Here is a 21,697-nt window from a genome sequence, read left to right on the forward strand (position 1 = left end):
ATGCAATCCGTCGCTTCGGCTATCCGCGCCGCGCTGCTGACCGCAGACCCGCGGACCAAGTGCTTTGCCACACGCGCGGTGGCGCGTGACTGGCGAAAGGGCGCGCTGGTATGGCGGTTCGATGTCACGATGCCGGATCAGCCTGCCTGGCCCGAAACCCCTGAATTGCTGCCGCCAAACCGGATGCCCAAGCGGGGCAAGTTCGGATCGGACCGGGGACGAATCGCGCTGTGGCACAGCCTTGCCCATATCGAATTCGTCGCGATCGACCTCGCGCTCGATATGGCGGGGCGTTTCGGGGCGGAGATGGGCGAGGAATTCGTCGGCGATTTTCTCGCCGTGGCGGCGGACGAGGCGATGCATTTTGCGCTGTTGGCAAGAAAGCTTGAAAGCTTGAGCAGCCATTACGGCGCGCTGCCTGCACATGCCGGATTGTGGGAGGCAGCGCATGCTACCCGTCATGACATTGCCGCCCGGCTTGCGGTAGTGCCCATGGTACTCGAAGCGCGCGGGCTGGACGTTACTCCGGCCACGCTCGATCGCGTAAAAGCTGCGGGCGATACCGGCGGTGCAAAAATTCTCGCCCGCATCCTTGACGACGAAATCCGTCACGTCGGAATCGGCACCAAGCACTTTCTGCGCTGTGCCGGAATGGCGCAGGCGAGCCCCGAATCCCTGTGGCAGACCTTGGTAAAAAGGCACTTTCGCGGGGCCATTAAGCCGCCGTTCAACGACTCGGCGCGTCTTGCAGCCGGTTTGTCGCGTGAATTTTACGCAGAGATTGCGCATTAACGACTCGCCCGCATAACCACGATCGAACAAGATCGCGCACAAGACGCGCTTCAAAGTCCAACGGCACGCCAGACCAGTCTGGGGCCGCATTCGGGGACCGGGTCAGTATGAAGTTTGCCGTGCGCCAATTGTCGAAGCTCGCCGCCTTGTGCGGCGCGGCCTTCCTGCTTTCTGGCGCTGGTGCTGCACCGGCCCTTGCGAATTCTGCCAACTCCGCCAACGCCGCGACCGCCAGCGCCGACATCGTCGAGCCGGTGCGGGAAAGCCAGGCCGAGCCGCTCGGCATGGGCGACCAGCGCTTCAAATCGCTGTTTGCCAGCTGGACCGCGATCGAGCGTACCAGCCCCACAGTCGGGTCCGGGGCTCAGGCTGCTTATTCGGCACCTTTCAGCCGACCAACAGTTTCGGTCCCTTCGCGGATGCCGCTTGAAGGGGCGCAGCTGACCAGTGGCTACGGGATGCGCACCCACCCAGTGCTTGGTGGCCGCCGGAAGCATAGTGGCATCGATCTTGCCGCGCCGACCGGTACGCCGGTCTACGCCACCGCTGATGGGCTGATTGGCCGGGCAGACTGGTTTTCGAGCTACGGCCTTTATATCAGCATCGATCACGGTGCAGACATGGAGACACGCTATGCCCACCTGTCGCGTCTCGCGGTCGCTGCTGGTGACAATGTCAAGAAGGGCGACCTGATCGGTTATGTCGGATCGACCGGCCGTTCGACCGGGCCGCATCTGCATTATGAAGTCCGCATTGACGGGGTTGCAGTCAATCCGATTCCGTATATGGTAGAAAGCGAGGCACAGCTCGCCTTTGCCCGGGATCGCGCATTGACCGGGGCTGGGGGCGACTGACAGAAAAGATTGCCCGCTGTAGGCGGGCCGGACATTGGAGAGGGTGTCCGAACATGGCGGCGGGTTATCCCGCCGCCTTTTTTCTTGTCCACTCCGTGCGTGACATTTCGGCCATTAACACAAGCGCGCCAAGATGCTGGCGCATAATGCGCTGGAACGGCATAACCAATGCGCGATGAGTCACGCTCATTGAGCATTGGTATAAGTAGCATTTTCCATACCGTTTTTGCTTGCGAGCCGCCCCTCTCCCGCTAGATTTCGCGCCAGAGAGAATGTCGGCGCGCCCACGTGAACGGGCGATGCTGGTTGGGAGAGAGAAATGTCGATGCATCCGATCGCGCACGCCGCGAACCGTCCCGATCATCCCGCAGTCATCATGACGGGGTCGGGCAAGCAGATCACCTATGGCGAAATGGAGGCGGAATCGAACCGCTTCGCCCACCTTCTGCGCGCGCACGGAATCGGTGCGGGCGATGCTTTTGCGGTGCTGCTGGAAAACCGGATCGAATATTTCACCCTGATCTGGGGTTCGCAGCGGGCAGGCACGATGCTGGTGCCGATCTCGTCACGCCTGACCGCGCCGGAAGCGGCCTATATCATTCGTGACGCGCAGGCGAAGTTGTTGATCACCTCGGGCCATTTTGCCGCGATGCTGGATGATATCCGCAAGGAATGCCCCGATCTCAACGTACTGGTGATGGACGCTGGCGAAGGCGAGTGTTTCGCCGCCGCTCTCGCCGCGCAGCCGAGCGATCCGATCCCGGGTCAGAGCGCGGGTATGGTAATGCTCTATTCCAGCGGCACCACCGGGCGTCCCAAGGGCATCCGCCCGGCCCCGCCCGAAGATCCCGATCCCGCGGCCCCCGTACCGCTGATCGGGTTGGCGGTCATGGGTGCCGGAATGCCAACGGACGGCTCAATGGTCTATCTGTCCCCCGCCCCGCTTTACCACGCGGCGCCGATTGGCTGGTGTTCGGTCGTGCATCGGCTCGGCGGGACCGTGGTGATGATGGAAAAGTTCGACCCCGAGGAGGCTCTGAAAGCGATCGAGCGCTACAAGGTGACCGACAGCCAATGGGTGCCGACCCATTTCGTGCGCTTCCTCAAGCTCGATCCGGCGGTGCGCACGCGCTACGATCTGTCGAGCCACCAGCGCGCGCTCCACGCCGCCGCGCCCTGCCCGGTGCCGATCAAGCGCGAGATGATCGAATGGTGGGGCCCGATCGTCAACGAATACTACGCCGGCAGCGAGATGATCGGGATGACGCTGGTGAAGTCCGAGCACTGGCTGGCCAAGCCCGGCACGGTCGGCGTCGCGGTGCACGGCAAGGTCCACGTTTGCGGGCCGGAGGGCGAGGAGCTTGCCCCCGATCAGGACGGGCTGATCTTCTTCGAGAACGAGAACCTGCCGACCTATCATAATGACCCGGCCAAAACCGCCGAGGCGATGCATCCCAAAGGCTGGATGACGCTCGGCGATATCGGGCACCTGGACAAGGACGGGTTCCTGTTCCTGACCGACCGCAAGAGCCATATGATTATTTCGGGCGGGGTGAACATCTACCCGCAGGAGATCGAGAACCTGCTGGTGACGCATCCCAAGGTGATGGACGCTGCTGTGATCGGTGCGCCCTGTCCTGATCTGGGCGAAAAGGTCGTGGCCGTGGTGCAGCCCAAGGACACCAGTGATCTCGGGGCTGATGCGGCGGCGGCGCTGGAGGCGGAACTGCGCGATTTCCTTGCTCCCAGTCTCTCCAAGATCAAGATGCCCAAGCTGTTCGACTTCCGCCCCGAACTGCCGCGCGAGGCCAACGGCAAGCTCTATAAGCGCGAGTTGCGCGATGAATACGCGGCGAAAGCGAAAGAAGCCGCCGCATGAGCGGCGAGGCTGTCCTTACCGGCGATCTCGCGCGTCGGGTCATCGATCCGCATGCCTATGCCGCGTGGGGCGGGCTGCTCGACACCTTTGATCATATCCGTGACACCATGCCGGTTGCCAAGGTGGAGCCCGATGCGCCGGGGTTGTTCGACCCGTTCTGGCTCGTCACCCGCTATGACGATGTGATGCGGATTTCGAAGGACAACGCGACCTTCCTCAACAATCCGCGTCCGGTGGTGTTCAGCTTCAACCAGGCGATTGAATTCAGCCGTGCGGCGACCGGATCGAACATGCTGGTCGATTCGCTGGTGGTGTTCGACGCGCCGATCCACCCCAAATATCGCAAGCTGACGCAAGAATGGTTCATGCCCCGGAACCTTGCGCAGCTGGAGGATGAACTGCGGGCGCTGGCGGCGCGGACGGTCGACCGGATGATTGAACAAGGTCCGGAGCTCGATTTCGTTAAGCAAGTCTCCGGCCCCTATCCCTTGCGCGTGGTCATGCAGATCCTCGGCGTGCCGCCAGAAGATGAACCGCGGATGCAGATGCTCACCCAGCAATTGTTCGGCGGGCAGGACAAGGATCTGTCGGGCAGCGGGATGGATCGGATGACGCCGGAGCAAGTTGTGCAACTGGTTGCAGGCGCGGTCAGAAACTTCGAGGATTACTTCGCCGGGATCGCCGAGGATCGCCGCCGCAACCCGACCGACGATGTCGCCAGCGTGATTGCGAACGCGCTGGTGGATGGCCAGCCGCTGCCCCCGCGCGACATGGCGGGATATTACATCATCGTTGCCACCGCCGGGCATGATACCACCAGTGCCAGCACGGCGGGCGCAATGCAGGCGCTGGCGCATGACCCTGAGCAATGGGCCCGTGTGCGTGCCGATCGGTCCTTGCTCCCCGGCATTGTCGAGGAAGCGATCCGCTGGACCACGCCGGTGCAGCACTTCATGCGCACCGCTGCCGAGGACGTGGAACTGGGCGGGCAGCAGGTGAAGGCGGGCGACTGGCTGATGATGAACTACGTCGCGGCCAACCACGATCCCGCACAATTCCCCGACCCGCGCCGGTTTGACGCAGCCCGCTCTCCCAACCGGCACCTCGCCTTCGGCGCGGGCGCGCACCAGTGCCTTGGTCTGCACCTTGCAAGGCTGGAGATGAAGATCCTGTTTGAAGCCTTGCTTGACCGGGTGGCAGCGGTCGAACCTGCGGGTGACGCGCAACGGGCAAGCAGCACGTTCGTGGGCGGATTGAAGACCCTGCCGCTGCGGGTGAGGGCGGCGTAGATAAACCAATCGTCCCGACCGATTATCCTGTTAAATCTGGGGCGTTTGTCCTAGCTTTCGGGTCATGAGGCTCGGGTGGGACGAAATCAAGCGACGCGCCAAGGCGTTCAGTGATGAATGGCAGCACGCCCATTACGAGAAGGGCGAAACCCAGCTTTTCTATAACGCCTTCTTCCAGATCTTCGGCATCAGCGTGCGTCAGGTCGGCTCATTCGAGCGCCGGGTCGACAGCTTCGATGCATCCCGGAGAGGCTTCATCGACCTGTTCTGGCCGGGTACGCTGATCGTCGAACAGAAGAGCGCGGGCCGTGATCTGCTGGCCGCGCAGTCGCAAGCGCTCGACTATTTCGATTGGCTGCCCGAGCGTGAGCAGCCCCGTTTTGTGTTGACCTGCGATTTCCAGAATTGGCGGCTGCTTGATCTGGAAGAACGCAAGGAGCTGCGCTTCCACCTTCAGGACCTGCACAAGCACATATCGGCTTTCGATTTCATGCTGGGCCGCAAAGTCAGCTTCGACACGCAGGCGGGCGTCACCATCAAGGCGACGGAGCTTATGGGCTTACCGACCAAAGTCGTCTCGCACCCCCTTCGTCAGCGACCGCGACCGGGTGGAACACCTGTTCGGGCGCTACGAAGCACTGGTTAAGCCCGTTCGGCGCCTGGGCATTTCCAGCGCGTGATGCCTCAGCATCCTGGCGCGCTGGCCTAATGCCCCGCGCGCCTCGTGCAATTGCGCCGCTTTCCTACGCGCCCGCGCCGTGTCAGGGTTGCCAGCATGACCGCGCTGCCCCCCCTCTTCTGCCGCAATTGCGAGGCGCAGTGGGGGGCGGGGTTTTTCGTCTCTGGACAGTGTCTCATGTGTCTCCAACAACGCGGGGCCGGGGGTGCTATCCCAGCAGCTTCTCCGCAATCGCGCGCACTTCTGCGCCCATGTCGGGCCGGGCAAGCGCAATCGCCAGCGTCGCTTCGACAAAGCCGACCTTGCTCCCGCAATCGTAACGTGCGCCGTCAAACGTCACCGCGTGGAAGGGCTGCTGGCCGATCATTTTCGCCATCGCGTCGGTCAGCTGAATCTCGCCGCCTGCGCCCTTGCCCTGATGTTCCAGCACCCGCATCACTTCGGGCTGGAGGATGTAGCGGCCCGAAACGATCTTGTTCGACGGGGCTTCGGCGAGCGGAGGCTTCTCCACCAGCCCGCGGACCTCGGTCAATGCGCCATCCGCAGCGCCGGGATCGATCACCCCATAGCTGGACACCTGTTCCATCGGCACTTCGAGCACCGAGATCAGATTGCCCCCCACCTCGTTATACGCCTCGACCATCTGTTTCATGCAGCCGGTGCCACCTTCACGCGCGACCATCAGTTCGTCCGGCAGGAAGATCGCGAAAGGCTCGTCTCCGACAATCGCGCGCGCGCACCAGATTGCATGGCCGAGGCCCAGCGGCACCTGCTGGCGCACCGCAATCACATCGCCGGGTGTGGCGCGGGTGGGTTCAAGCACGGAAAGATCCTTGCCACGCTCGGTCATGGTCTTTTCCAGCTCAAACGCGATATCGAAATGCTCGACGATCCCGGTCTTGCCGCGCCCGGTGACGAAGATCATCTGTTCGATCCCGGCCTCGCGCGCTTCGTCCACCGCGTATTGGATCAGCGGGCGGTCAACCACAGGGAGCAGTTCTTTGGGAACCACCTTGGTTGCCGGCAGAAAGCGGGTGCCAAGCCCGGCGACAGGAAAGACGGCTTTGCGGATCGGCTTGGGAGACATCTTGCACCTTCGGCTGATGAAATCGATAGGTCGTGCACCCGTCGCGCATACCCGTGCCGTGCTGTATCTGGGAGGTCAATGATTGATCACCATGCAGCGCCTGCGAGTTGCACGAAAAGCACTTTTCGCTAAGGCGGGAGCATGGACAAACTGATTATTCGCGGCGGCAACCGCCTTTCCGGCTCGATCCCGATTTCGGGCGCGAAAAACGCCGCGCTCACCCTGATCCCCTGCGCGCTGCTGACCGAAGAACCGCTGACGCTGCGCAACCTGCCTCGGCTGGCGGATATCGACGGGTTCCAGCACCTGATGAACCAGTTTGGCGTCACCACCGTCATTCAGGGCACCCGCCCGGAAGATTTCGGCCGGGTGATGAGCATGGAGGCGACGCGGATCACCTCCACGGTCGCCCCCTATGACCTGGTGAGGAAGATGCGCGCTTCGATCCTGGTGCTCGGCCCGATGCTGGCCCGCGCGGGCGAAGCGACCGTGTCGATGCCCGGCGGCTGCGCGATCGGCAACCGCCCGATCGATCTGCACCTGAAGGCGCTGGAAGCCTTCGGTGCGCATATCGAACTCGCCGCTGGCTATGTCCGCGCCGTGCAGCCCGATGGCGGGATGCCGGGTGGGGATTTCGATTTTCCGGTGGTCAGCGTTGGCGCGACCGAAAATGCGCTGATGGCCGCAGTGCTGGCGAACGGCACCAGCCGGTTGTTCAACGCCGCGCGCGAGCCTGAAATTGTCGACCTGTGCAACATGCTGGTGGCGATGGGGGCGGAAATCGAGGGGATCGGCACATCCAGCATCACCATCCACGGGGTCAAGCGCCTGCATGGCGCGACCTACCGTGTCATGCCGGACCGGATCGAGGCCGGATCATACGCCTGCGCGGCGGCGTTGACCGGAGGCGAAGTGAGGCTTGAAGGCGCGCGCGCTGACGAGATGATGGCGACGATCCATGCGCTGCAAGCCATCGGCTGCGAAGTGACGTGGGATGCAAAAAGCATCACCGTAAAAGCCAATGGTGCGCTGAAGGCCACCAATCTCACGACCGCGCCTTATCCGGGCCTTGCCACTGACATGCAGGCGCAGCTGATGGCGCTGTTGTGCAAGGCCGAAGGCGCGAGTGTGCTGAAGGAAACGATCTTCGAAAACCGCTTCATGCATGTGCCCGAACTGGCGCGCATGGGCGCGGATATCACGACCGAAGGCCGCACCGCGATCGTGCGCGGGGTGGAACGACTGACCGGCGCAGAAGTCATGGCGACCGATTTGCGCGCATCGATGAGCCTGGTGATCGCCGCCCTCGCGGCCGAGGGCGAGACGACTGTGCGGAGGCTGTATCACCTCGACCGGGGGTATGAACGGCTGGAGGAGAAGCTGCAGTTGGTGGGCGCGGATATCGAGCGGGTGGACGACTAATCTGGCCTGTTCACCACCAGCCACACCCGGATCGCACTGGCAAGGCCGGGCGGGCTGGGTGACTTGATTCGCTCGGCATCGATCCGGGCAACCAGCGCGGCAATGGCAATCCCCTCGGCCCCGGCCGCCGCGCGCAGCATGTCCCAGAACAGCGGCTCGAGGCTGATCGAGGTCTTGTGCCCGGCAATTGCAATCGAGCGTTTGACCGGCGGGTGATAGGCAGAGGGCGCGTCCATCTGCTCATGCAATAGCAGTCGCGCCGCCCGTTTGTCACCGCCCGGACACTTTGTTGCCCGTTGGAGGCACCTTCGCGTTTCCAGCCAATTTCCCGAACGGGTCTCCCCCGCGAGGGTATCCTGTCTTGGTGCATGGCAATATCGGTGCTGCAAGACCGACGACCGCGCGCGGCGAGTGGCTATTTTCAGGTCACCACGGCCCGCTGGCTGAACTGCTCGTGCTGCCACTCGCCGCCGTCCAGTACCTCGACCAGATGCCGGGCGGCGGCGGCGATGTTTGCAAAGGAGAGGTAGGCAGGGGCAAAGCCCAGTCGCAGCACATCGGGATCACGGAAGTCGCCGATTACGCCGCGCGCGATCAACGCCTGACAGATCGCATAGGCTTCCGGATGGCGGAACGACAACTGGCTGCCGCGCGCTGTGCTCTCTGGCGGGCTGACGCATTCGAGCGCGATGCCGTGCGCGGCGAGGCAGGCAAGGAAGAATTCAGAAAGCGCCTGCGATTTCTGGTAGAGCCGTGTAACGCCGATCTCCGCGATCAGATCGACCCCTACTTCCAGCGCAGCAAGCCCCAGCACCGGCGATGTGCCGCACAAGAGTTGCTCTATGCCCGGCGCAGCTTTGTAATCGTCGGAGAAGGCAAATGGCGCCGCATGGCCGAACCAGCCGGTCAGCGGTTGGCCAAGGTCGCTGTGATGACTGTCTGCGACAAACGCAAACGCCGGCGCGCCGGGTCCGCCGCACAGGTATTTGTAGCCGCAGCCGACTGCGAAATCCGCGTCTGCACCGCGCAGGTCGACGGGCACCGCCCCGGTCGAATGCGACAGGTCCCAAAGCACGAGCGCGCCTGCCTCATGGGCGGCACGGGTGAGTGTGGCCATGTCGTGCATCTGCCCGGTCTTGTAATGGACATGCGTGAGCAGCAATAGCGCAACGTCTTCGTCCAGCGCTTGCGTCAGCCGCTCACGCGCCGCCAGCCGCCGGTCGGCGAGACCCTGCCGTTTCAGTCCGGCGATCATGTAGAGATCGGTTGGGAAATTGCCCGGTTCGGACAAAATGACCTTGCGTCCGGGTCGCATCTGCAAGGCCGCGGCGATGAGCTTGAACAGGTTTACACTGGTTGAATCGCAGGCAATCACCTCTTGCGCGCCAGCCCCGATCAGCGGGGCGATCTTGGCTCCGATCCGGTGCGCCGCCGCGAACCAGCCTGCGCTGTTCCACGATCGGATCAGGCCTTCTCCCCATTCCTGTCCGATGACCCGCTGCATCGTCTCGGGCGTCGCCTTGGGCAGTGCGCCCAGCGAGTTGCCATCAAGATAGATCACACCCTCGGGTAGAATGAAACGCTCCCGGAAGGCCGCGAGCGGATCGGCTGCATCGAATTCTGCTGCGCGCTGTTCGGGCGTCATGCCAGTTCCCTCAATACGGCGCGCACCGGCGCGGCATCGCCGCCGGCAATCGCCATCGGCAACGCGATCAATTCGTAACGGCCCGGTGGCACGGCATCGAGCATCAGCCCTTCGAGCACGCGAATATCGTGACGTAGCACGGCAAGGTGCGCGTCCATCGTTTTCGAAGTCTGCGGATCGATCGAAGGCCCGTCCAAGCCCACCAGCCGGGTTCCCTGCGCTGCAAGCAAATTGATCGTTTCCGGAGCAATAGCAGTGGTTTCGTCCACCCATGCATCATGCGGGAAGGTATCGAAGGTGCGAAACAGCACCCGCTCCGCCGCTGCCAGGTCGGGAAGATGTTCGGGCAGGATCAGCGCCCCCGCACCGCGCGCATCGATCAAAAGGCACTCGCCGAGATAAGGCACCAGTTCCACGCTGGCGATGTCTGGTGCGTCATCGGCATAATGAAGCGGCGCGTCGGCATGGGTGCCCGCATGGGTCGACAAGGTAAGCGCTGAGACATTGACTGGCGATCCCTCGCCCATCTGCCACGTGCTCGTCTGGCGGAAGGCGGTGTCGCCCGGCCATACCGGAAGACCCGGCCGCAGTGGTTGCGATATGTCCCAGATGCGCCGGGTCATATTGCCGTCCTGACACTCAGGAGTTCGGGAAAAAAGGCCTGTTTAAGAACCCCTTCAAGGTAGGGAACGCCCGGGGTCCCGCCAGTCCCGCGCTTGAAGCCGATAATCCGCTCCACTGTCTTCAGGTGGCCAAAGCGCCAGCGCTGAAAGTGGTATTCGAGATCGACCAGCTTTTCGGCCAGTTCGTAGAGATCCCAATGGTCCTGCGGGTCGCGGTAGATTGCCGCCCATGCTGCTTCGACACTGCTATTGTGCACATAAGATGTGGTTGGGTCACGGGTTGTCGCGGCCTCGTCGACAGCAAGGCCGCGTTTGGCCAGCAGGCGGATTGCTGCATCATACAGGCTTGCCCGCCCGCACTCGGCCTCCAGATCCCCAGCCCAACCGGCATTGTCCTTGTGTAACCTTATGTGCTGGCCGTCGCGCCCACCAAGCATGAATTCCATCATCCTGTACTGCGCCGACTGAAACCCGCTTGAGGCACCAAGATAGGGGCGGATCGCCGAATAATCATGCGGGGTCATGGTGCTCAGCACATCCCAGCTCTGGATCAGCTGTTGCTGTGCGCGGGCCACCCGGGCAAGCATCTTGAAGGCGGGGCGCAGGTCATCGGCCTCGATGCACGCGCGCGCAGCGGTCAGTTCATGCAGGCATAGCTTGAGCCAAAGCTCGCTCGCCTGATGGACGATGATAAACAACAATTCATCATGCGCCTCTGACGAAGGGTGCTGCGCCGCAAGAATGCGGTCGAGGTCGAGATAGCTCGCGTAGGTGACGTTATCAGATATGAGCCCTGCGCTCCCGGCGTGTGGCTACTGCCAAGGAAATTACCCCTCGATCACCTGCGTTTGCGGGTGGTGCTTGTCGAGATGTTTGCGGATGATCTTCAGATTGCGGGTGTTGGAGCGGAAAACGAAGTCTGCGGCATCGCCCACCACCGGGATTGCGCCGATCGCGGTGTCGAACAGCACATTCAATCCCATCCGCGCGAGCTTCCATCTGGGCAGGCCGAGATTGCGCGCTTCCCACACGATGTAGGCACCCATTGCGGCAGTCACGACGTCGCCCAGTACCGGCACCAGCCCGATCAGAGCATCGATCCCCACAGGCATGTTCACCCCGGGAATCACGAAGCTGCGTTCGAGCAGATGCTCCATCATTTCGACCCGCGCACGCACGGATGCAGCATCGGTGCCGGTGGGCAGCGTGAAGCTGACGGGGCGAGGGCGGGTGTGGTTCAATGCGGCACTCCTTTCCCAAACTATGTGGTGGGCTGGGACAGCGGGAACAAGGGGTGAAGGCCCCACTGGTTGGCACGGTAATTGGCGATCGAGCCGCGCACGAGCGACCAGCGCACCGGCGCGCCGAGCGGGATATAGGCCTCACGCGCCACCAATGCCGCATGGGCTTCGGCAAGCAACTTCTCGCGCGTTGCCAGATCGCGCTCGTCAAGCGACTGGCGCACCAATGCATCGGCTTCCGGCGAACATAGACCGGCCTTGAGCGAACAGTGGAACTGGTTGAGGTACCAGCGCGGCGAGGAATAGCGCGCAACATTGTCGCGCAGCTCGATTTCGGCTCCGTCGCCCGGCGCAACCCGCTCTACGTTAACGCCGATCGCAGCCCAAGCGCGGGTCAGTTGCCGGTACAGCAGATCGCTGCCAGGCCCCACCGGCAGACCGACCCGGACCCTTGCTTCTTCGCCCGATTGCGCCACCCACTCCCGCATCCGGCCTGCAGCGATCGCGCGCCGGTCGTCCTGCGAGAGATCCTGCCAGCGCTGGGATGGGACGGCGGCCCCTGCAAACTGCCCCGGCGGCACGATCCAGGTGCTGGCCTGCCAGCCGCCCAGTCCGAATGGCTGGATCAGCGCTGCCCGGTCGATCGCCATCGACAACGCCTCGCGCCGCACTGGATCGGCCAACAGACCCTTTTCCTGGCGGATCACCAGTCCCAGCAGGCCGAGCGCTGGATCGACCTGGATCGTTCCGCGCGAAAGCGGCCCTGCCTCAGCCAACGGAAAATCAATGAGGCTGCCGCCAAGGACGAGATCAATGTCGCCGCGCGAGAAAGCGGCGACCGCCTCTTGTGCCGCAAGCGCCCGCACTTCCAGCGGTCGGGCCAGAGCCTCCCAATCCTCGCGCACCGGCAAGCCCCGTGCCTCGGGCGGCAGTGCCGAAAGCCGTGCAAGCATCGTATCCTCATCGCGCGAAAGGACCATCGGGCCCGAGCCACCGCCGCTTTTGACGAAGCCGAGTTCGGGCTGGGCCAGAAGGCGCAGGAAATCGGGCATCGGTCCGGACAGCCGGATTTCGATAACGCGCCCGGTCATGGCCCGGATTTCTTCGACCTTGGCAAGATCAAGACCGAGCGAAGTGCCTCGCAATCGCCTGATGTCGTCACGCAACAGACGGCGCACATCTGCAGCGGTGATCTCCTCGCCATCCGGCCAGGTGCCCTCGCGCAGACGGAAGATATAGCTCAAACCGTCATCGGTAATGATCCAGCGTTCGGCAATGGCCGGGACAATCTGACCGCCCTGATCGAGCGCAACCAACCCCTCGAACGTGGTGGCCCGCAAATGCTGGGCCGAAGGGGAAAGCCGCACTCCTTGCTGAAACAGGCTTTCGGGCGTGCCGATGATCGCGACTTCGACCGGCCCACTACCATTGGACGGCCCGCATGAGCCGAGCGCAAGCATGACAAAAAGGGATAACCAGACTCGCATCTGGCGACGTCTAGCAGCTTGAAACGAGGCGGTCAGCTTGCAGTGACGCTTAATTTCCCGGACATGACTGGGAAAAAGGGGATCAAAGCTTGCGCAGCTTCGATGGTTCGACTGGCGGCGGAGCGCGATGCGCCCAGGATGGTTTCAACGCGGTGCCGGAATCGGCTTCACCCGCCCGCAAGGGGCGCCGTGCCTTCTGGGAATCGATTTCGTTGTCAAACGCAATCCCGAAGCGATTGTCCTGCACCCAGGCAACACTGCCAACGACAATGCCGATATTACGCAGTTCGAGTTCCACGCGGTGGCCGCGTTTCGCTCTCAGATTGCCTTCAGCCATCATTCCGCCATCCGAGAGATTGCGCACGCGGACGCGGTGGGCTTCGGAATCCTGTTCAAACCGGATGTCAGCCAACAAAAACAGGCTGTCTCGTACAAGACTCCGTGTTTCAACCCCCGTCATTTCAGGTTCGCCTCCTTGACCTGCATGTTGCCCTGAGGGCTGCCGAACGGGTTACCGCGCAGCGCTCACCAGCGCCATAACGCGCTAACCGGACGCAGTTAACAGACGGTAAAAATAGTCCCGCAAGGTGCTACCATGAGGGCGATCGTCCCAGAACTGGGCAGAATGTGGAGGTATGCTTCGCGCTCAGTCGTCGCGAGAGATCTTTTCCCGGCGTTCGTGGGCTTCTTGCGCTTCGACAGTCATCGTAGCAACCGGGCGGGCGATCAGGCGACGCAGACCGATCGGGTCGCCGGTGACCTCGCAATAGCCATATTCGCCTTCGTCCAGCCGCCGCAGGGCGGAATCGATCTTGGCCACCAGCTTGCGTTGCCGGTCGCGCGTGCGCAATTCGATGCCCCAGTCGGTTTCACTTGAAGCACGGTCGGTAAGGTCCGCCTCGCGGATCGGCCCGTCGGCAAGCGATTGCAGGGTCTGCCCGGCGGCGGAGTGGATCGAGCGCTTCCATTCGATCAGCAGCATCCGGAAATAGGCCCGCTGCCGTTCGTTCATGTAGTCTTCGTCCTCGCTCGGGACATAGTCCTCAGCTAGCAAACGCTTGGCCTTTTCAAGGATGTCGATTTCGTCAGACGCCGCAGATGCCATGTGTCCTCTAATCCCATAGAGCTGCTTGCGAAGCCACCGCGCGTTGGCACCTGAATATTCTTTCGGTGCACTCGAGCCCGGCCAGTCGAAGCTATGGGCGCGCTATAGGGAAGCCCCCCCTTGCACACAAGCGGCTTTGGCATTCGGCCAAGGGAAAGGCCGCCGACAGTCGTTTTGCGCGCGCATTTGCCGGCGACAGCAGAAAGGCGGCAGGCATTAACCAATTTTTGACCATGTTGGCCGAATTCTCTGGATGCAAAGGGCCGCAGGGGCGGTTTGGCGATTGACGGGGACTAACATGCAACTGATCGCGATCATGGGCGAACAAACGGATGCTTCACGTGAAACACTCACCGGCGTGGGGATTGATCTTGCACTGGCAAACTGGCTCGCAGCGGCCGCAGACGGCGACACGAATGCCTGCTTCGATCTCGGAGTGGCTTATTCCACGGGTAGCAACGGGGCCGAATGTGATCTTGTTGAGGCGCACAAGTGGTTCAATCTGGCTGCCGCCCGCGGCCATCATGAAGCGGCGCATTGCCGGGCTGACATTTCCCATGAAATGACTGCTCGTGAAATCGCCGAAGCCCAGCGCCGTGCGCGCCGGTGGCTCGCGCAGGAGCGACTGCGCGCGGCCTGACAGGCGGTCAGTCGCCCTTTCGAAACGGCGTGCGTTTGCCGAGATAGAGCTGGTCGGAGGCAACCCCCGCCCGCTCGCGTTCGAGGAAATCGGCAACTGCGGCGCGAAAGCCCGGATCGGCGATCCAGTGCGCGGAAAAAGTCTGCGCCGGTTCATACCCGCGCGCAAGCTTGTGTCCTCCCTGCGCGCCAGCCTCGACCCGGCCAAGACCGCGCGCAATCGCGATGTCGATAGCTTGATAATAACACAGTTCGAAATGCAGGAAGCGCACCTCGCGGGTGCAGCCCCAGTATCTTCCGTAGAGCGCCTCGGTCCCAATGAAATTGAGCGCACCGGCAATCGGTGTATCGCCATCAAACGCAAGGATCAGCAAGATCCGATCCCCCATCCGCTCGCCCAGCAAGCTGAAGGCCTCACGGGTCAGATAAGGCTGGCCCCATTTGCGCGCGCCGGTGTCCTGATAGAACACCCAGAATGCGTCCCAATGGGATTCGGTGATGTCGTTTCCGGAAAAGTGCCGGATCGTCAGGCTTTCCACTGCCGCGGCGCGTTCCTTGCGCAAATCCTTGCGCTTGCGCGATGACAGCGCCCCGAGGAAATCGTCGAAGCTGGCATAGCCGCGGTTGAACCAGTGGAACTGGATATCGGCGCGGGCAAGCCAGCCGGCTGCCTCGAACAGCGGCAATTGGTCGGGCGCGATGAAGGTCCCGTGGGCGCTCGACATTTTGTTCTGGAGGCATACAGCCTCAGCGCCCTTCAACAGATGCGGAGCAAGGCTTGGATCGCTCAGCAGCAGGCGCGGGCCCGTGGCAGGGGTAAAAGGCGCGGCAATCTGGAGCTTGGGGTAATAGCGCCCGCCTGCCCGGTGCCACGCATCCGCCCAAGCGTGATCGAACACATATTCGCCTTGGGAATGCCCCTTGGCGTAGGAGGGCATCGCCGCGAGCAGCTTTCCCGCATCATCCGTGATGACGATCGGCGCAGGCTCCCACCCGGTGCCGGGCCCGACCGAACCAGAGTCTTCCAAGGCGGTGAGGAATTCATGGGAAACGAAGGGGTTGTCATTCCCGCTAAGCGCGTTCCATTCAGCGGCATCGAAACTGCCCACCGAGGGCGCAAGCCGAACGATCAATTCGCGATCACTCATGCGAAACCTTCACCTTCGGCAATCAGCGCATCGGCATGATCGAGCCCCCGCGCACGAGTTTCGGGCGAGTTGACCGTCCAGGTCAGCACCGGCATCCCTTTGGCGCGCAAACGAGCGACCCAGCGGCGGGGCAAAGCGGCAATATGGTAGGCAAGAAAGTCGGGCTTGGCGAGCCACAGGGCCAGACGCCTTTGCCAGGCTTTCTGCGTGTGGCCATGATCATCTTCCCGCATGACGAGGCCGCAAACCGTATCCGGCGAATTGCTGCGGAACCACTTCGCAACGCGCGGATCGAAGCTCATCACGGCATGGTCGCCCGCGTAATTGGCGAGCAGGCGGCTGACATAAAGGCACGTTGATCCCACGTCATAACCAGGGCGGGACTTGATCTCGATCAGCAGCGGAACGCGACCTGCCACCACATCGAGGAATTTTGCCAGCCGCATGGGATGCTGATCGGTACCCAGAAGGCTTAGCGTTTCCAGTTCCTCAGCAAGCCGTTGTTCGGTTTCGCCCGCAACTCCTGTGAGACGCTGCAACGCCCAATCGTGAAACACCACCGCGTGATCATCACGGCTGCGCTGAATATCGCATTCAATGCCCATGCCTGCGGCAATCGCCGCCTCCGCCGCTGCGCGCGAATTTTCCGGCACGCCCGGACCGTGCAGCCCGCGGTGGGCATATTCCCAATCCGTCAGCCAGTCCGTAGCGCGCCTTGCGCTCATGCTTTCAGAGCGACAATCGCATCGACTTCCACAGCCGCGCCGAGCGGCAAGGCCGCTACACCCACGGCCGCGCGAGCGTGCTGGCCTGCCCCGCCGAACACCTGCTCCATGAGATCGGAGGCGCCATTGGCGACCTTGGGATGATCGGTGAATTCCGGAGTCGAACTCACAAACGCACCCAGCTTTACCACCCGCTCGACCTGGTCGAGCAATCCGGCGGCCTGAAGCTGCGCAAGGATCATCAGCCCGCAAGCGCGCGCGGCGGTCTGACCGCCTTCAAGGCTGACATCATCGCCCAGCCGGCCGGTCATCACCTTGCCATCGACAAACGCGATCTGGCCCGAGACATAGGCCATGCCGCCATGCACCACCACCGGCACATAGCTGGCGACGGGGGCTGCGGCCTTGGGCAGGGTGATGCCGAGTTCGGCGAGGCGGGTGGTGTAGTTCATGGTCAATTCTCCAGTCGTTCAAGCAGCCATGGCAGGGCTTCGTCCCAGCGATCAATCCGGGCTTCGGCGTGGCCAGCTTTGTGCGCGCAATCAATCGTATGGGCGATCATCGGTTCGCCGCAAAGGTGCAGCCGGGTGACATGCGGCGTGATCTCCGCGACCGATGCGTGGTGCTGCGCCAGATCATCGATGAACACTGCGCGTGTCGGAGCAAACTCCTCCATGATCGCTTTCAGCGCCGGGCCTTTCGGCCCCTGATTTGTGAACACCCGCGCGTTGATCCCGACCGCTGCCAATTGTTCTGCGCGTTTGTTTCGGCGTTCATCCACAAGGTTGGTCAATATCACCACATTCGCCTTTTCTGCCAGTGTGTTGATACCCTCCACTGCCCCGGCAATTGGCAACTGGCTGTCCATCTCGGTATCGAAGAACCGGCCCAGCATCTTCCAGATATCCGCTGGATCCAGAACCTCACCGCTGTCTTGCCAACGCAGCGCCTGCGCAAAATTATGCCCTTCGAGGTTGAAGTGCACCCCTTGGCTTTCCTCCAGCCAATCCTTGAAATGGGCGACCATGTGCAGCAGCACTTCGTCGCAATCGCTGATGATAAGAGGGCGGGTCATGTCGATAGGGCGTCCTTGGCTGCAACCAGTTCCTCGGGCGTGACGGCCAGCGCCTCAGCCGCACGGATCAGGTCGGGTTCGTGGTTGGTCAGAAATTCGATTCCCGAGACAAGGACCGCAGGATCGTCCAGCCCGGCACGCAGGGTATCGGGATCCAGGCCGGTCAAATCAAGATAGCGGCCAGCACGCTCGTCGCAGTCCAGCACCCAGCCAAGCACGGCCAGCGCGAGCAACTGCGGATTTGGCGAATCAGTTTCGGAGCGAAGCGGGATTGTCCTGTCCTTCGGGCAAGGTTAGTCTTAGGGCGGCGCGAATGCGGGGCAAGCAGTGACAAAGCGGATAATGGTTGTCGAGGACAATGACCTCAATCGGAAATTGTTTTGCGACGTGCTCAAGGCCAATGGTTTCGAGGTCGAACCGGTAGCCGACGGGAATCTCGTGCTGGAAACGGCGCGGTCGATGACCCCTGACCTTATCATCATGGACATCCAGCTGGGTGGTATTTCAGGGGTTGATCTGATCGAGGCTGCAAAACGCGACCACGGCCTTTCGGCTATTCCGGTGCTGGCCGTGACTGCCTTTGCCGCGAAGGGCGACGAGGAACGTATTCGGGCGGCAGGCGCAGCAGGCTATTTGTCGAAGCCGGTGTCGATCAGCCCGTTCATGAACGCTGTGCGCGCGCTGCTTCCCCTCTAGATCCCGTTTTCCACCAGATAGATGACCAGTGTCAGGCCAAGGCCGCCGAGAAACAGGTGGTAGGCGATCGCAAGATACCGGTATTTACGACGATGGAGCACTTGCCCGTTCTGGTACAGATCGCGCAGCATTACGCGGTAGAGCCCTTCGTCGGAGCGCAATTTGCCGAGCATGCCAGCAATCCATTCATCTTCTCGAAGTAAGGAAAAATGACTGAAGAACAGTGGGTTGAAGTTTTCATTCGGAATAGCTCTGGCGCGAATAGGCGGCGTTATCGCCAAGACCGCAAAGATCGCCGAAAGAAAGGATGTGATGGCAAGGCAGATCACCGACAATTTCACCTCGTCCGAGAATGCCTGAGTAATGACCAGCGAAAATACCACGAAGGTGGCGCCGATCAGGATGTTGGCTTTTCCGTCGGCCATTTGCGACAGTAGCAGCGTGTTGGTTTGCGCGGTGCGGATCAGTTGGACAGTATGGACCGAAGGTGATCCAGCAGCGGGCGGCGCTTCATCCTCACGCGGTTCGTTTCCAGCCATTTCCCCTCCCCCCGATTCCGCCCCGGCGTGCCGAAAACTTGACAAGCTGCATCATCCGCCGCTTTGCAGCCGTATTACTCAGGCGAAGGCCTTCCGACAACCAACCGACGAAAGCAAGCACCCCCATGAACCCTGCCGAAGTCGAAGAACATATCCGCAAGCTGATTGAGCCTTTCAACAAGAAGGGAATCGCTGTGGAAGACGCGACAACCTTTGCTGGCGACCTTGAGTTCGACAGCCTGACGGTGATGGATTTCGTTGCCGCGATCGAGGACGAATTCGACATCATCATCAGCATGAACCAGCAGGCCGAGATCGAAACCTACGGTCAACTGGTAAGCGCAGTGCACAAGTTGCAGGATAGCTGATAATGATTCCCGCCATGACCGAAACCGAGACGACCAACGAGATGGTGACCGGGCCTGTCGACCTGCTGGCCAAGTTCGATCCGATCATCCAGACGCGCGAGACACTGCTCGCTGCCGGGGTCGAAGACCCGTTCAATCTGGTGATGGAGCAGGTGCTTTCGCCAACCCGGGCGATCTGCAACGGGCGCGATACGATCCTGTTGGGCACATACAACTACATGGGTATGACGTTCGATCCCGATGTGATCGAGGCAGGCAAGCAGGCGATGGAGGATTTTGGCGCCGGCACCACCGGCAGCCGCGTGCTCAACGGCACCTTTCGCGATCACCGCGATGTCGAGACCGCCTTGCGCGAATTCTACGCCATGGATCATGCCATGGTTTTTTCGACCGGATACCAGGCCAACCTTGGGATCATCTCCACGCTGGCGGGCAAGGGCGATTACATCATCCTCGACATCGATAGCCACGCATCGATTTATGATGGCTGCGCCATGGGCAAGGCCGAGGTCGTGCCATTCAGGCATAATGACGTCGAAGCGCTGGAAAAGCGCCTGAAGCGCATCCCCGATGGTGCGGGCAAGCTGGTGGTACTCGAAGGTGTCTATTCCATGATGGGCGATGTCGCGCCGCTGAAGGAAATGGTGCGCGTTTCCAAGGAAAACGGCGCGATGGTGCTGGTGGACGAAGCGCACTCGATGGGCTTCATCGGCGAACACGGGCGCGGCGTCGCCGAAGAACAGGGCGTGCTGGACGATGTCGATTTCATCATCGGCACGTTCTCGAAAAGCGTCGGAACAGTCGGCGGCTTCTGCGTGTCGAACCACCCCAAGTTCGAAGTGCTGCGGTTGGTGTGCCGCCCGTACGTCTTCACAGCCGCGCTGCCACCCAGTGTGATGGCGAGCTCGGCCACGTCGATCCGCAAGCTGATGCATGGCGGCAATAAGCGCGCGCACCTGTGGGAAAACTCGCGTCGCCTGCATGGCGGGTTGACTGCTCTGGGCTTCAAGCTCGGAACTGAGACGCCGCAAAGCGCGATCATCGCGGTGATAATGCCCGACCTCGAACGCGGCGCGATGATGTGGGAGGCGCTGCTCAAAGAGGGCCTCTATGTCAATCTTGCGCGCCCGCCGGCGACCCCCGCTGGCATGACATTGCTGCGCTGCTCGCTATGTGCCGAGCATTCCTCCGAACAGGTCGAGACGATCCTCGGCATGTTCGAGCGTGCGGGCAAGGCGATCGGCATCATCTGACCACCCTTGCGAACGCCTGAATAACCAAATTGGTAAATTAGTGTTGACATCGTGACGCTTTCTGGTTAGCAAAGGACATCATCGCAAAATTGTGATTCGCCCGAAAGGCGGCCCTCCCCACATGGAGTGCCGCCTTTTGCGTTTCCGCCAAGGGAGATGCTCATGGCCAAGGCCGGCAGGATGCAAACCAAAATCGCGACACCGCGGCATTGGCGCATCCGATTTCTCGACCACCTGGCCGAAACCTCGAATGTAAGGACCTCCGCCGCGCATGCGGGAGTGAGTGTCAACCGTGTTTGCCGCACGCGTCGCGACGAGCCTGAATTCGCCCGCCAGTGGTCGGCCGCGCTCGCGGAAGGGTACGTCCATCTGGAAATGGAGATCCTGCGACGTTTTCGGGAAGGCGACGTCAAGACTGCCGATTCAGAACGCTATGATTTCGCCAATGCCGTTCGCCTGCTTGCGACCCATCGCGACACAGCGGCAGGTGCCAAGGCCAGAACGCGCGATGTGAGTTCGACCGAGGTACGTGCATCGATCGATCGCAAGATTGAAGAAATACGCCGCCGCGTGAGTCGGGATCAGGCTAAGGAGCGACAGCTTCCGTGACCACCTCGCTCGAATGGCTCGCAGAGGAATCGAACGAAATCAGAGGGCGGGTCGTTGGCGCGCTCGACCAGCGTGAAAAGAACGAGTTTTCGTTTCAGTGGGGCCTGTTTGCCCGCCCTGAACAACTGCCGCCGGATGGTGACTGGCGCATCTGGATGGTCATGGCGGGCCGCGGCTTCGGCAAGACCAGAGCCGGGGCGGAATGGATCCGGATGATCGCCGAACAGCATTGCGATGCGCGCATTGCACTGGTGTCTGCATCATTGATCGAAGCTCGGGCCGTCATGGTCGAGGGCGAAAGCGGTCTGCTGGCCGTTTTCCCGCCGGAATGTCCCCCGTCAGCACCAATGGCACAGATTTGAGGTTGTGATTTAAGGAGGGTTAGGGCTTCGTCGTAGTGACGAAGGAACGAAGATGAAGACCCAACCCTCCTTGAAGAAATCGCCCCCCAAGAAGGCCCCTGCCGAGCGGGTGGTGAAGGACATCCGGCGTGCAACCCGTCGCCATTTCTCGGCTGAGGACAAGATCCGCATCGTGCTCGA

General features: G+C 61.8%; 27 protein-coding genes. 12 read left to right on the forward strand and 15 right to left on the reverse strand.

The window, feature by feature from the left end; all coding sequences use genetic code 11:
* The 5 genes from BUA05_RS13490 to BUA05_RS13510 all read left to right on the forward strand — a co-directional run bounded on the left by BUA05_RS13490 (position 1) and on the right by BUA05_RS13510 (position 5,460).
* Complete coding sequence (locus BUA05_RS13490; protein WP_072675541.1) at positions 1-792, forward strand: ferritin-like domain-containing protein; 792 nt, start codon at positions 1-3, stop codon at positions 790-792.
* A 107-nt stretch (positions 793-899) separates the two neighbouring features.
* Positions 900-1,646, forward strand: coding sequence for a M23 family metallopeptidase (locus tag BUA05_RS13495; RefSeq protein ID WP_072675542.1), 747 nt, complete (start codon positions 900-902; stop codon positions 1,644-1,646).
* Between the two features lie 325 nt (positions 1,647-1,971).
* Entirely contained in the window at positions 1,972-3,525 is a 1,554-nt protein-coding gene (locus BUA05_RS13500) for an acyl-CoA synthetase (protein ID WP_178139188.1), read from the forward strand.
* Complete coding sequence (locus BUA05_RS13505; protein ID WP_072675544.1) at positions 3,522-4,814, forward strand: cytochrome P450; 1,293 nt, start codon at positions 3,522-3,524, stop codon at positions 4,812-4,814. Before BUA05_RS13500 ends, BUA05_RS13505 begins: the two co-directional genes overlap by 4 nt.
* A 64-nt stretch (positions 4,815-4,878) precedes the next feature.
* A complete protein-coding gene (locus BUA05_RS13510; protein ID WP_178139187.1) occupies positions 4,879-5,460 on the forward strand; it encodes a type IIL restriction-modification enzyme MmeI in 582 nt (193 codons plus the stop codon).
* 241 nt (positions 5,461-5,701) lie between these two features.
* Here the strand turns inward: BUA05_RS13510 and BUA05_RS13515 are convergent, their stop codons facing one another.
* A complete protein-coding gene (locus BUA05_RS13515; RefSeq protein ID WP_072675545.1) occupies positions 5,702-6,580 on the reverse strand; it encodes a UTP--glucose-1-phosphate uridylyltransferase in 879 nt (292 codons plus the stop codon).
* Positions 6,581-6,721: 141 nt separating this feature from the next.
* Here BUA05_RS13515 and murA point away from each other — a divergent pair, with 141 nt between their 5' ends.
* Positions 6,722-8,002 (forward strand): UDP-N-acetylglucosamine 1-carboxyvinyltransferase, encoded by a 1,281-nt coding sequence (murA, locus tag BUA05_RS13520; protein WP_072675546.1) that lies wholly within the window; start codon positions 6,722-6,724, stop codon positions 8,000-8,002.
* On the opposite strand, the gene BUA05_RS13525 is transcribed toward murA, so the two are convergent.
* From BUA05_RS13525 to dksA, 8 genes are all read right to left on the reverse strand, one after another.
* Positions 7,999-8,238 carry a ribbon-helix-helix domain-containing protein gene (locus tag BUA05_RS13525; RefSeq protein WP_072675547.1) on the reverse strand — a complete coding sequence of 80 codons (240 nt, stop codon included), beginning with the start codon at positions 8,236-8,238 and terminating at the stop codon, positions 7,999-8,001. The genes murA and BUA05_RS13525 overlap by 4 nt on opposite strands.
* Before the next feature lie 185 nt (positions 8,239-8,423).
* The gene (gene kynU, locus BUA05_RS13530) at positions 8,424-9,647 is read right to left on the reverse strand and encodes a kynureninase (protein WP_072675548.1); all 1,224 of its coding nucleotides are present in this window, start codon (positions 9,645-9,647) and stop codon (positions 8,424-8,426) included.
* Entirely contained in the window at positions 9,644-10,270 is a 627-nt protein-coding gene (kynB, locus tag BUA05_RS13535) for an arylformamidase (RefSeq protein ID WP_072675549.1), read from the reverse strand. Before kynB ends, kynU begins: the two co-directional genes overlap by 4 nt.
* A complete protein-coding gene (locus BUA05_RS13540; protein WP_072675550.1) occupies positions 10,267-11,058 on the reverse strand; it encodes a tryptophan 2,3-dioxygenase in 792 nt (263 codons plus the stop codon). Before BUA05_RS13540 ends, kynB begins: the two co-directional genes overlap by 4 nt.
* A gap of 39 nt (positions 11,059-11,097) precedes the next feature.
* Positions 11,098-11,430: a DUF4112 domain-containing protein gene (locus BUA05_RS13545; protein WP_169711479.1), complete on the reverse strand. Its 333-nt coding sequence runs from the start codon at positions 11,428-11,430 to the stop codon at positions 11,098-11,100.
* A gap of 101 nt (positions 11,431-11,531) precedes the next feature.
* A complete protein-coding gene (locus BUA05_RS13550; protein ID WP_245790206.1) occupies positions 11,532-12,971 on the reverse strand; it encodes an ABC transporter substrate-binding protein in 1,440 nt (479 codons plus the stop codon).
* A 109-nt stretch (positions 12,972-13,080) separates the two neighbouring features.
* A complete protein-coding gene (locus BUA05_RS13555) occupies positions 13,081-13,410 on the reverse strand; it encodes a PilZ domain-containing protein (protein ID WP_245790207.1) in 330 nt (109 codons plus the stop codon).
* A gap of 234 nt (positions 13,411-13,644) precedes the next feature.
* Positions 13,645-14,103 carry an RNA polymerase-binding protein DksA gene (gene dksA, locus BUA05_RS13560; protein WP_072675554.1) on the reverse strand — a complete coding sequence of 153 codons (459 nt, stop codon included), beginning with the start codon at positions 14,101-14,103 and terminating at the stop codon, positions 13,645-13,647.
* A gap of 298 nt (positions 14,104-14,401) precedes the next feature.
* Between dksA and BUA05_RS13565 the strand changes: the two genes are divergently transcribed.
* Positions 14,402-14,743 carry an SEL1-like repeat protein gene (locus BUA05_RS13565; protein ID WP_072675555.1) on the forward strand — a complete coding sequence of 114 codons (342 nt, stop codon included), beginning with the start codon at positions 14,402-14,404 and terminating at the stop codon, positions 14,741-14,743.
* A gap of 7 nt (positions 14,744-14,750) precedes the next feature.
* Here BUA05_RS13565 and BUA05_RS13570 read toward each other — a convergent pair whose 3' ends face one another.
* From BUA05_RS13570 to BUA05_RS13590, 5 genes are read right to left on the reverse strand one after another with little or no spacing between them, the layout of a single operon-like run.
* The gene (locus BUA05_RS13570) at positions 14,751-15,890 is read right to left on the reverse strand and encodes a GNAT family N-acetyltransferase (RefSeq protein ID WP_072675556.1); all 1,140 of its coding nucleotides are present in this window, start codon (positions 15,888-15,890) and stop codon (positions 14,751-14,753) included.
* Positions 15,887-16,615, reverse strand: coding sequence for a glycerophosphodiester phosphodiesterase family protein (locus tag BUA05_RS13575; RefSeq protein WP_072675557.1), 729 nt, complete (start codon positions 16,613-16,615; stop codon positions 15,887-15,889). Before BUA05_RS13575 ends, BUA05_RS13570 begins: the two co-directional genes overlap by 4 nt.
* The gene (locus tag BUA05_RS13580) at positions 16,612-17,067 is read right to left on the reverse strand and encodes a RidA family protein (RefSeq protein ID WP_072675558.1); all 456 of its coding nucleotides are present in this window, start codon (positions 17,065-17,067) and stop codon (positions 16,612-16,614) included. Before BUA05_RS13580 ends, BUA05_RS13575 begins: the two co-directional genes overlap by 4 nt.
* A gap of 2 nt (positions 17,068-17,069) precedes the next feature.
* Positions 17,070-17,690 (reverse strand): hypothetical protein, encoded by a 621-nt coding sequence (locus BUA05_RS13585; protein WP_072675559.1) that lies wholly within the window; start codon positions 17,688-17,690, stop codon positions 17,070-17,072.
* Positions 17,687-17,908: a DUF3572 family protein gene (locus BUA05_RS13590; protein WP_425429527.1), complete on the reverse strand. Its 222-nt coding sequence runs from the start codon at positions 17,906-17,908 to the stop codon at positions 17,687-17,689. The genes BUA05_RS13585 and BUA05_RS13590 overlap by 4 nt, the downstream gene beginning before the upstream one ends.
* A 109-nt stretch (positions 17,909-18,017) precedes the next feature.
* Here BUA05_RS13590 and BUA05_RS13595 point away from each other — a divergent pair, with 109 nt between their 5' ends.
* Positions 18,018-18,386, forward strand: coding sequence for a response regulator (locus tag BUA05_RS13595; RefSeq protein ID WP_072675561.1), 369 nt, complete (start codon positions 18,018-18,020; stop codon positions 18,384-18,386).
* Here the strand turns inward: BUA05_RS13595 and BUA05_RS13600 are convergent.
* On the reverse strand, positions 18,383-18,925 hold the full coding sequence (locus tag BUA05_RS13600) for a Pycsar system effector family protein (protein ID WP_072675562.1): 543 nt from the start codon (positions 18,923-18,925) through the stop codon (positions 18,383-18,385). The two genes, BUA05_RS13595 and BUA05_RS13600, sit on opposite strands and share 4 nt — an antisense overlap.
* 125 nt (positions 18,926-19,050) lie before the next feature.
* Here BUA05_RS13600 and BUA05_RS13605 point away from each other — a divergent pair, with 125 nt between their 5' ends.
* From BUA05_RS13605 to BUA05_RS13620, 4 genes are all read left to right on the forward strand, one after another.
* On the forward strand, positions 19,051-19,293 hold the full coding sequence (locus BUA05_RS13605; RefSeq protein ID WP_072675563.1) for an acyl carrier protein: 243 nt from the start codon (positions 19,051-19,053) through the stop codon (positions 19,291-19,293).
* Positions 19,294-19,295: 2 nt separating this feature from the next.
* A complete protein-coding gene (gene spt, locus BUA05_RS13610; protein WP_245790208.1) occupies positions 19,296-20,546 on the forward strand; it encodes a serine palmitoyltransferase in 1,251 nt (416 codons plus the stop codon).
* A gap of 162 nt (positions 20,547-20,708) precedes the next feature.
* Positions 20,709-21,155, forward strand: a complete 447-nt coding sequence (locus tag BUA05_RS13615) for a hypothetical protein (protein WP_072675572.1) — start codon at positions 20,709-20,711, stop codon at positions 21,153-21,155.
* Positions 21,152-21,517: a hypothetical protein gene (locus tag BUA05_RS13620; protein WP_425429526.1), complete on the forward strand. Its 366-nt coding sequence runs from the start codon at positions 21,152-21,154 to the stop codon at positions 21,515-21,517. The genes BUA05_RS13615 and BUA05_RS13620 overlap by 4 nt, the downstream gene beginning before the upstream one ends.
* Positions 21,518-21,697 lie beyond the last annotated feature (180 nt).

Source organism: Erythrobacter sanguineus, assembly GCF_900143235.1.
GTDB classification, from domain to species: domain Bacteria; phylum Pseudomonadota; class Alphaproteobacteria; order Sphingomonadales; family Sphingomonadaceae; genus Erythrobacter; species Erythrobacter sanguineus.

Excerpts from the sequence above, each read along its gene's own strand:
- BUA05_RS13510 (WP_178139187.1), top strand. The coding sequence starts at position 4,879 with ATGAGGCTCGGGTGGGACGAAATCAAGCGACGCGCCAAGGCGTTCAGT.
- dksA (WP_072675554.1), bottom strand. The coding sequence starts at position 14,103 with ATGGCATCTGCGGCGTCTGACGAAATCGACATCCTTGAAAAGGCCAAG.
- murA (WP_072675546.1), top strand. The coding sequence starts at position 6,722 with ATGGACAAACTGATTATTCGCGGCGGCAACCGCCTTTCCGGCTCGATC.
- BUA05_RS13565 (WP_072675555.1), top strand. The coding sequence starts at position 14,402 with ATGCAACTGATCGCGATCATGGGCGAACAAACGGATGCTTCACGTGAA.
- BUA05_RS13525 (WP_072675547.1), bottom strand. The coding sequence starts at position 8,238 with ATGGACGCGCCCTCTGCCTATCACCCGCCGGTCAAACGCTCGATTGCA.
- BUA05_RS13600 (WP_072675562.1), bottom strand. The coding sequence starts at position 18,925 with ATGGCTGGAAACGAACCGCGTGAGGATGAAGCGCCGCCCGCTGCTGGA.
- spt (WP_245790208.1), top strand. The coding sequence starts at position 19,296 with ATGATTCCCGCCATGACCGAAACCGAGACGACCAACGAGATGGTGACC.
- BUA05_RS13575 (WP_072675557.1), bottom strand. The coding sequence starts at position 16,615 with ATGAGCGCAAGGCGCGCTACGGACTGGCTGACGGATTGGGAATATGCC.
- BUA05_RS13615 (WP_072675572.1), top strand. The coding sequence starts at position 20,709 with ATGGCCAAGGCCGGCAGGATGCAAACCAAAATCGCGACACCGCGGCAT.
- BUA05_RS13500 (WP_178139188.1), top strand. The coding sequence starts at position 1,972 with ATGCATCCGATCGCGCACGCCGCGAACCGTCCCGATCATCCCGCAGTC.
- BUA05_RS13605 (WP_072675563.1), top strand. The coding sequence starts at position 19,051 with ATGAACCCTGCCGAAGTCGAAGAACATATCCGCAAGCTGATTGAGCCT.
- BUA05_RS13585 (WP_072675559.1), bottom strand. The coding sequence starts at position 17,690 with ATGACCCGCCCTCTTATCATCAGCGATTGCGACGAAGTGCTGCTGCAC.
- kynU (WP_072675548.1), bottom strand. The coding sequence starts at position 9,647 with ATGACGCCCGAACAGCGCGCAGCAGAATTCGATGCAGCCGATCCGCTC.
- BUA05_RS13570 (WP_072675556.1), bottom strand. The coding sequence starts at position 15,890 with ATGAGTGATCGCGAATTGATCGTTCGGCTTGCGCCCTCGGTGGGCAGT.
- BUA05_RS13580 (WP_072675558.1), bottom strand. The coding sequence starts at position 17,067 with ATGAACTACACCACCCGCCTCGCCGAACTCGGCATCACCCTGCCCAAG.
- BUA05_RS13545 (WP_169711479.1), bottom strand. The coding sequence starts at position 11,430 with ATGATGGAGCATCTGCTCGAACGCAGCTTCGTGATTCCCGGGGTGAAC.
- BUA05_RS13515 (WP_072675545.1), bottom strand. The coding sequence starts at position 6,580 with ATGTCTCCCAAGCCGATCCGCAAAGCCGTCTTTCCTGTCGCCGGGCTT.
- BUA05_RS13505 (WP_072675544.1), top strand. The coding sequence starts at position 3,522 with ATGAGCGGCGAGGCTGTCCTTACCGGCGATCTCGCGCGTCGGGTCATC.
- BUA05_RS13490 (WP_072675541.1), top strand. The coding sequence starts at position 1 with ATGCAATCCGTCGCTTCGGCTATCCGCGCCGCGCTGCTGACCGCAGAC.
- BUA05_RS13550 (WP_245790206.1), bottom strand. The coding sequence starts at position 12,971 with ATGCTTGCGCTCGGCTCATGCGGGCCGTCCAATGGTAGTGGGCCGGTC.
- kynB (WP_072675549.1), bottom strand. The coding sequence starts at position 10,270 with ATGACCCGGCGCATCTGGGACATATCGCAACCACTGCGGCCGGGTCTT.
- BUA05_RS13495 (WP_072675542.1), top strand. The coding sequence starts at position 900 with ATGAAGTTTGCCGTGCGCCAATTGTCGAAGCTCGCCGCCTTGTGCGGC.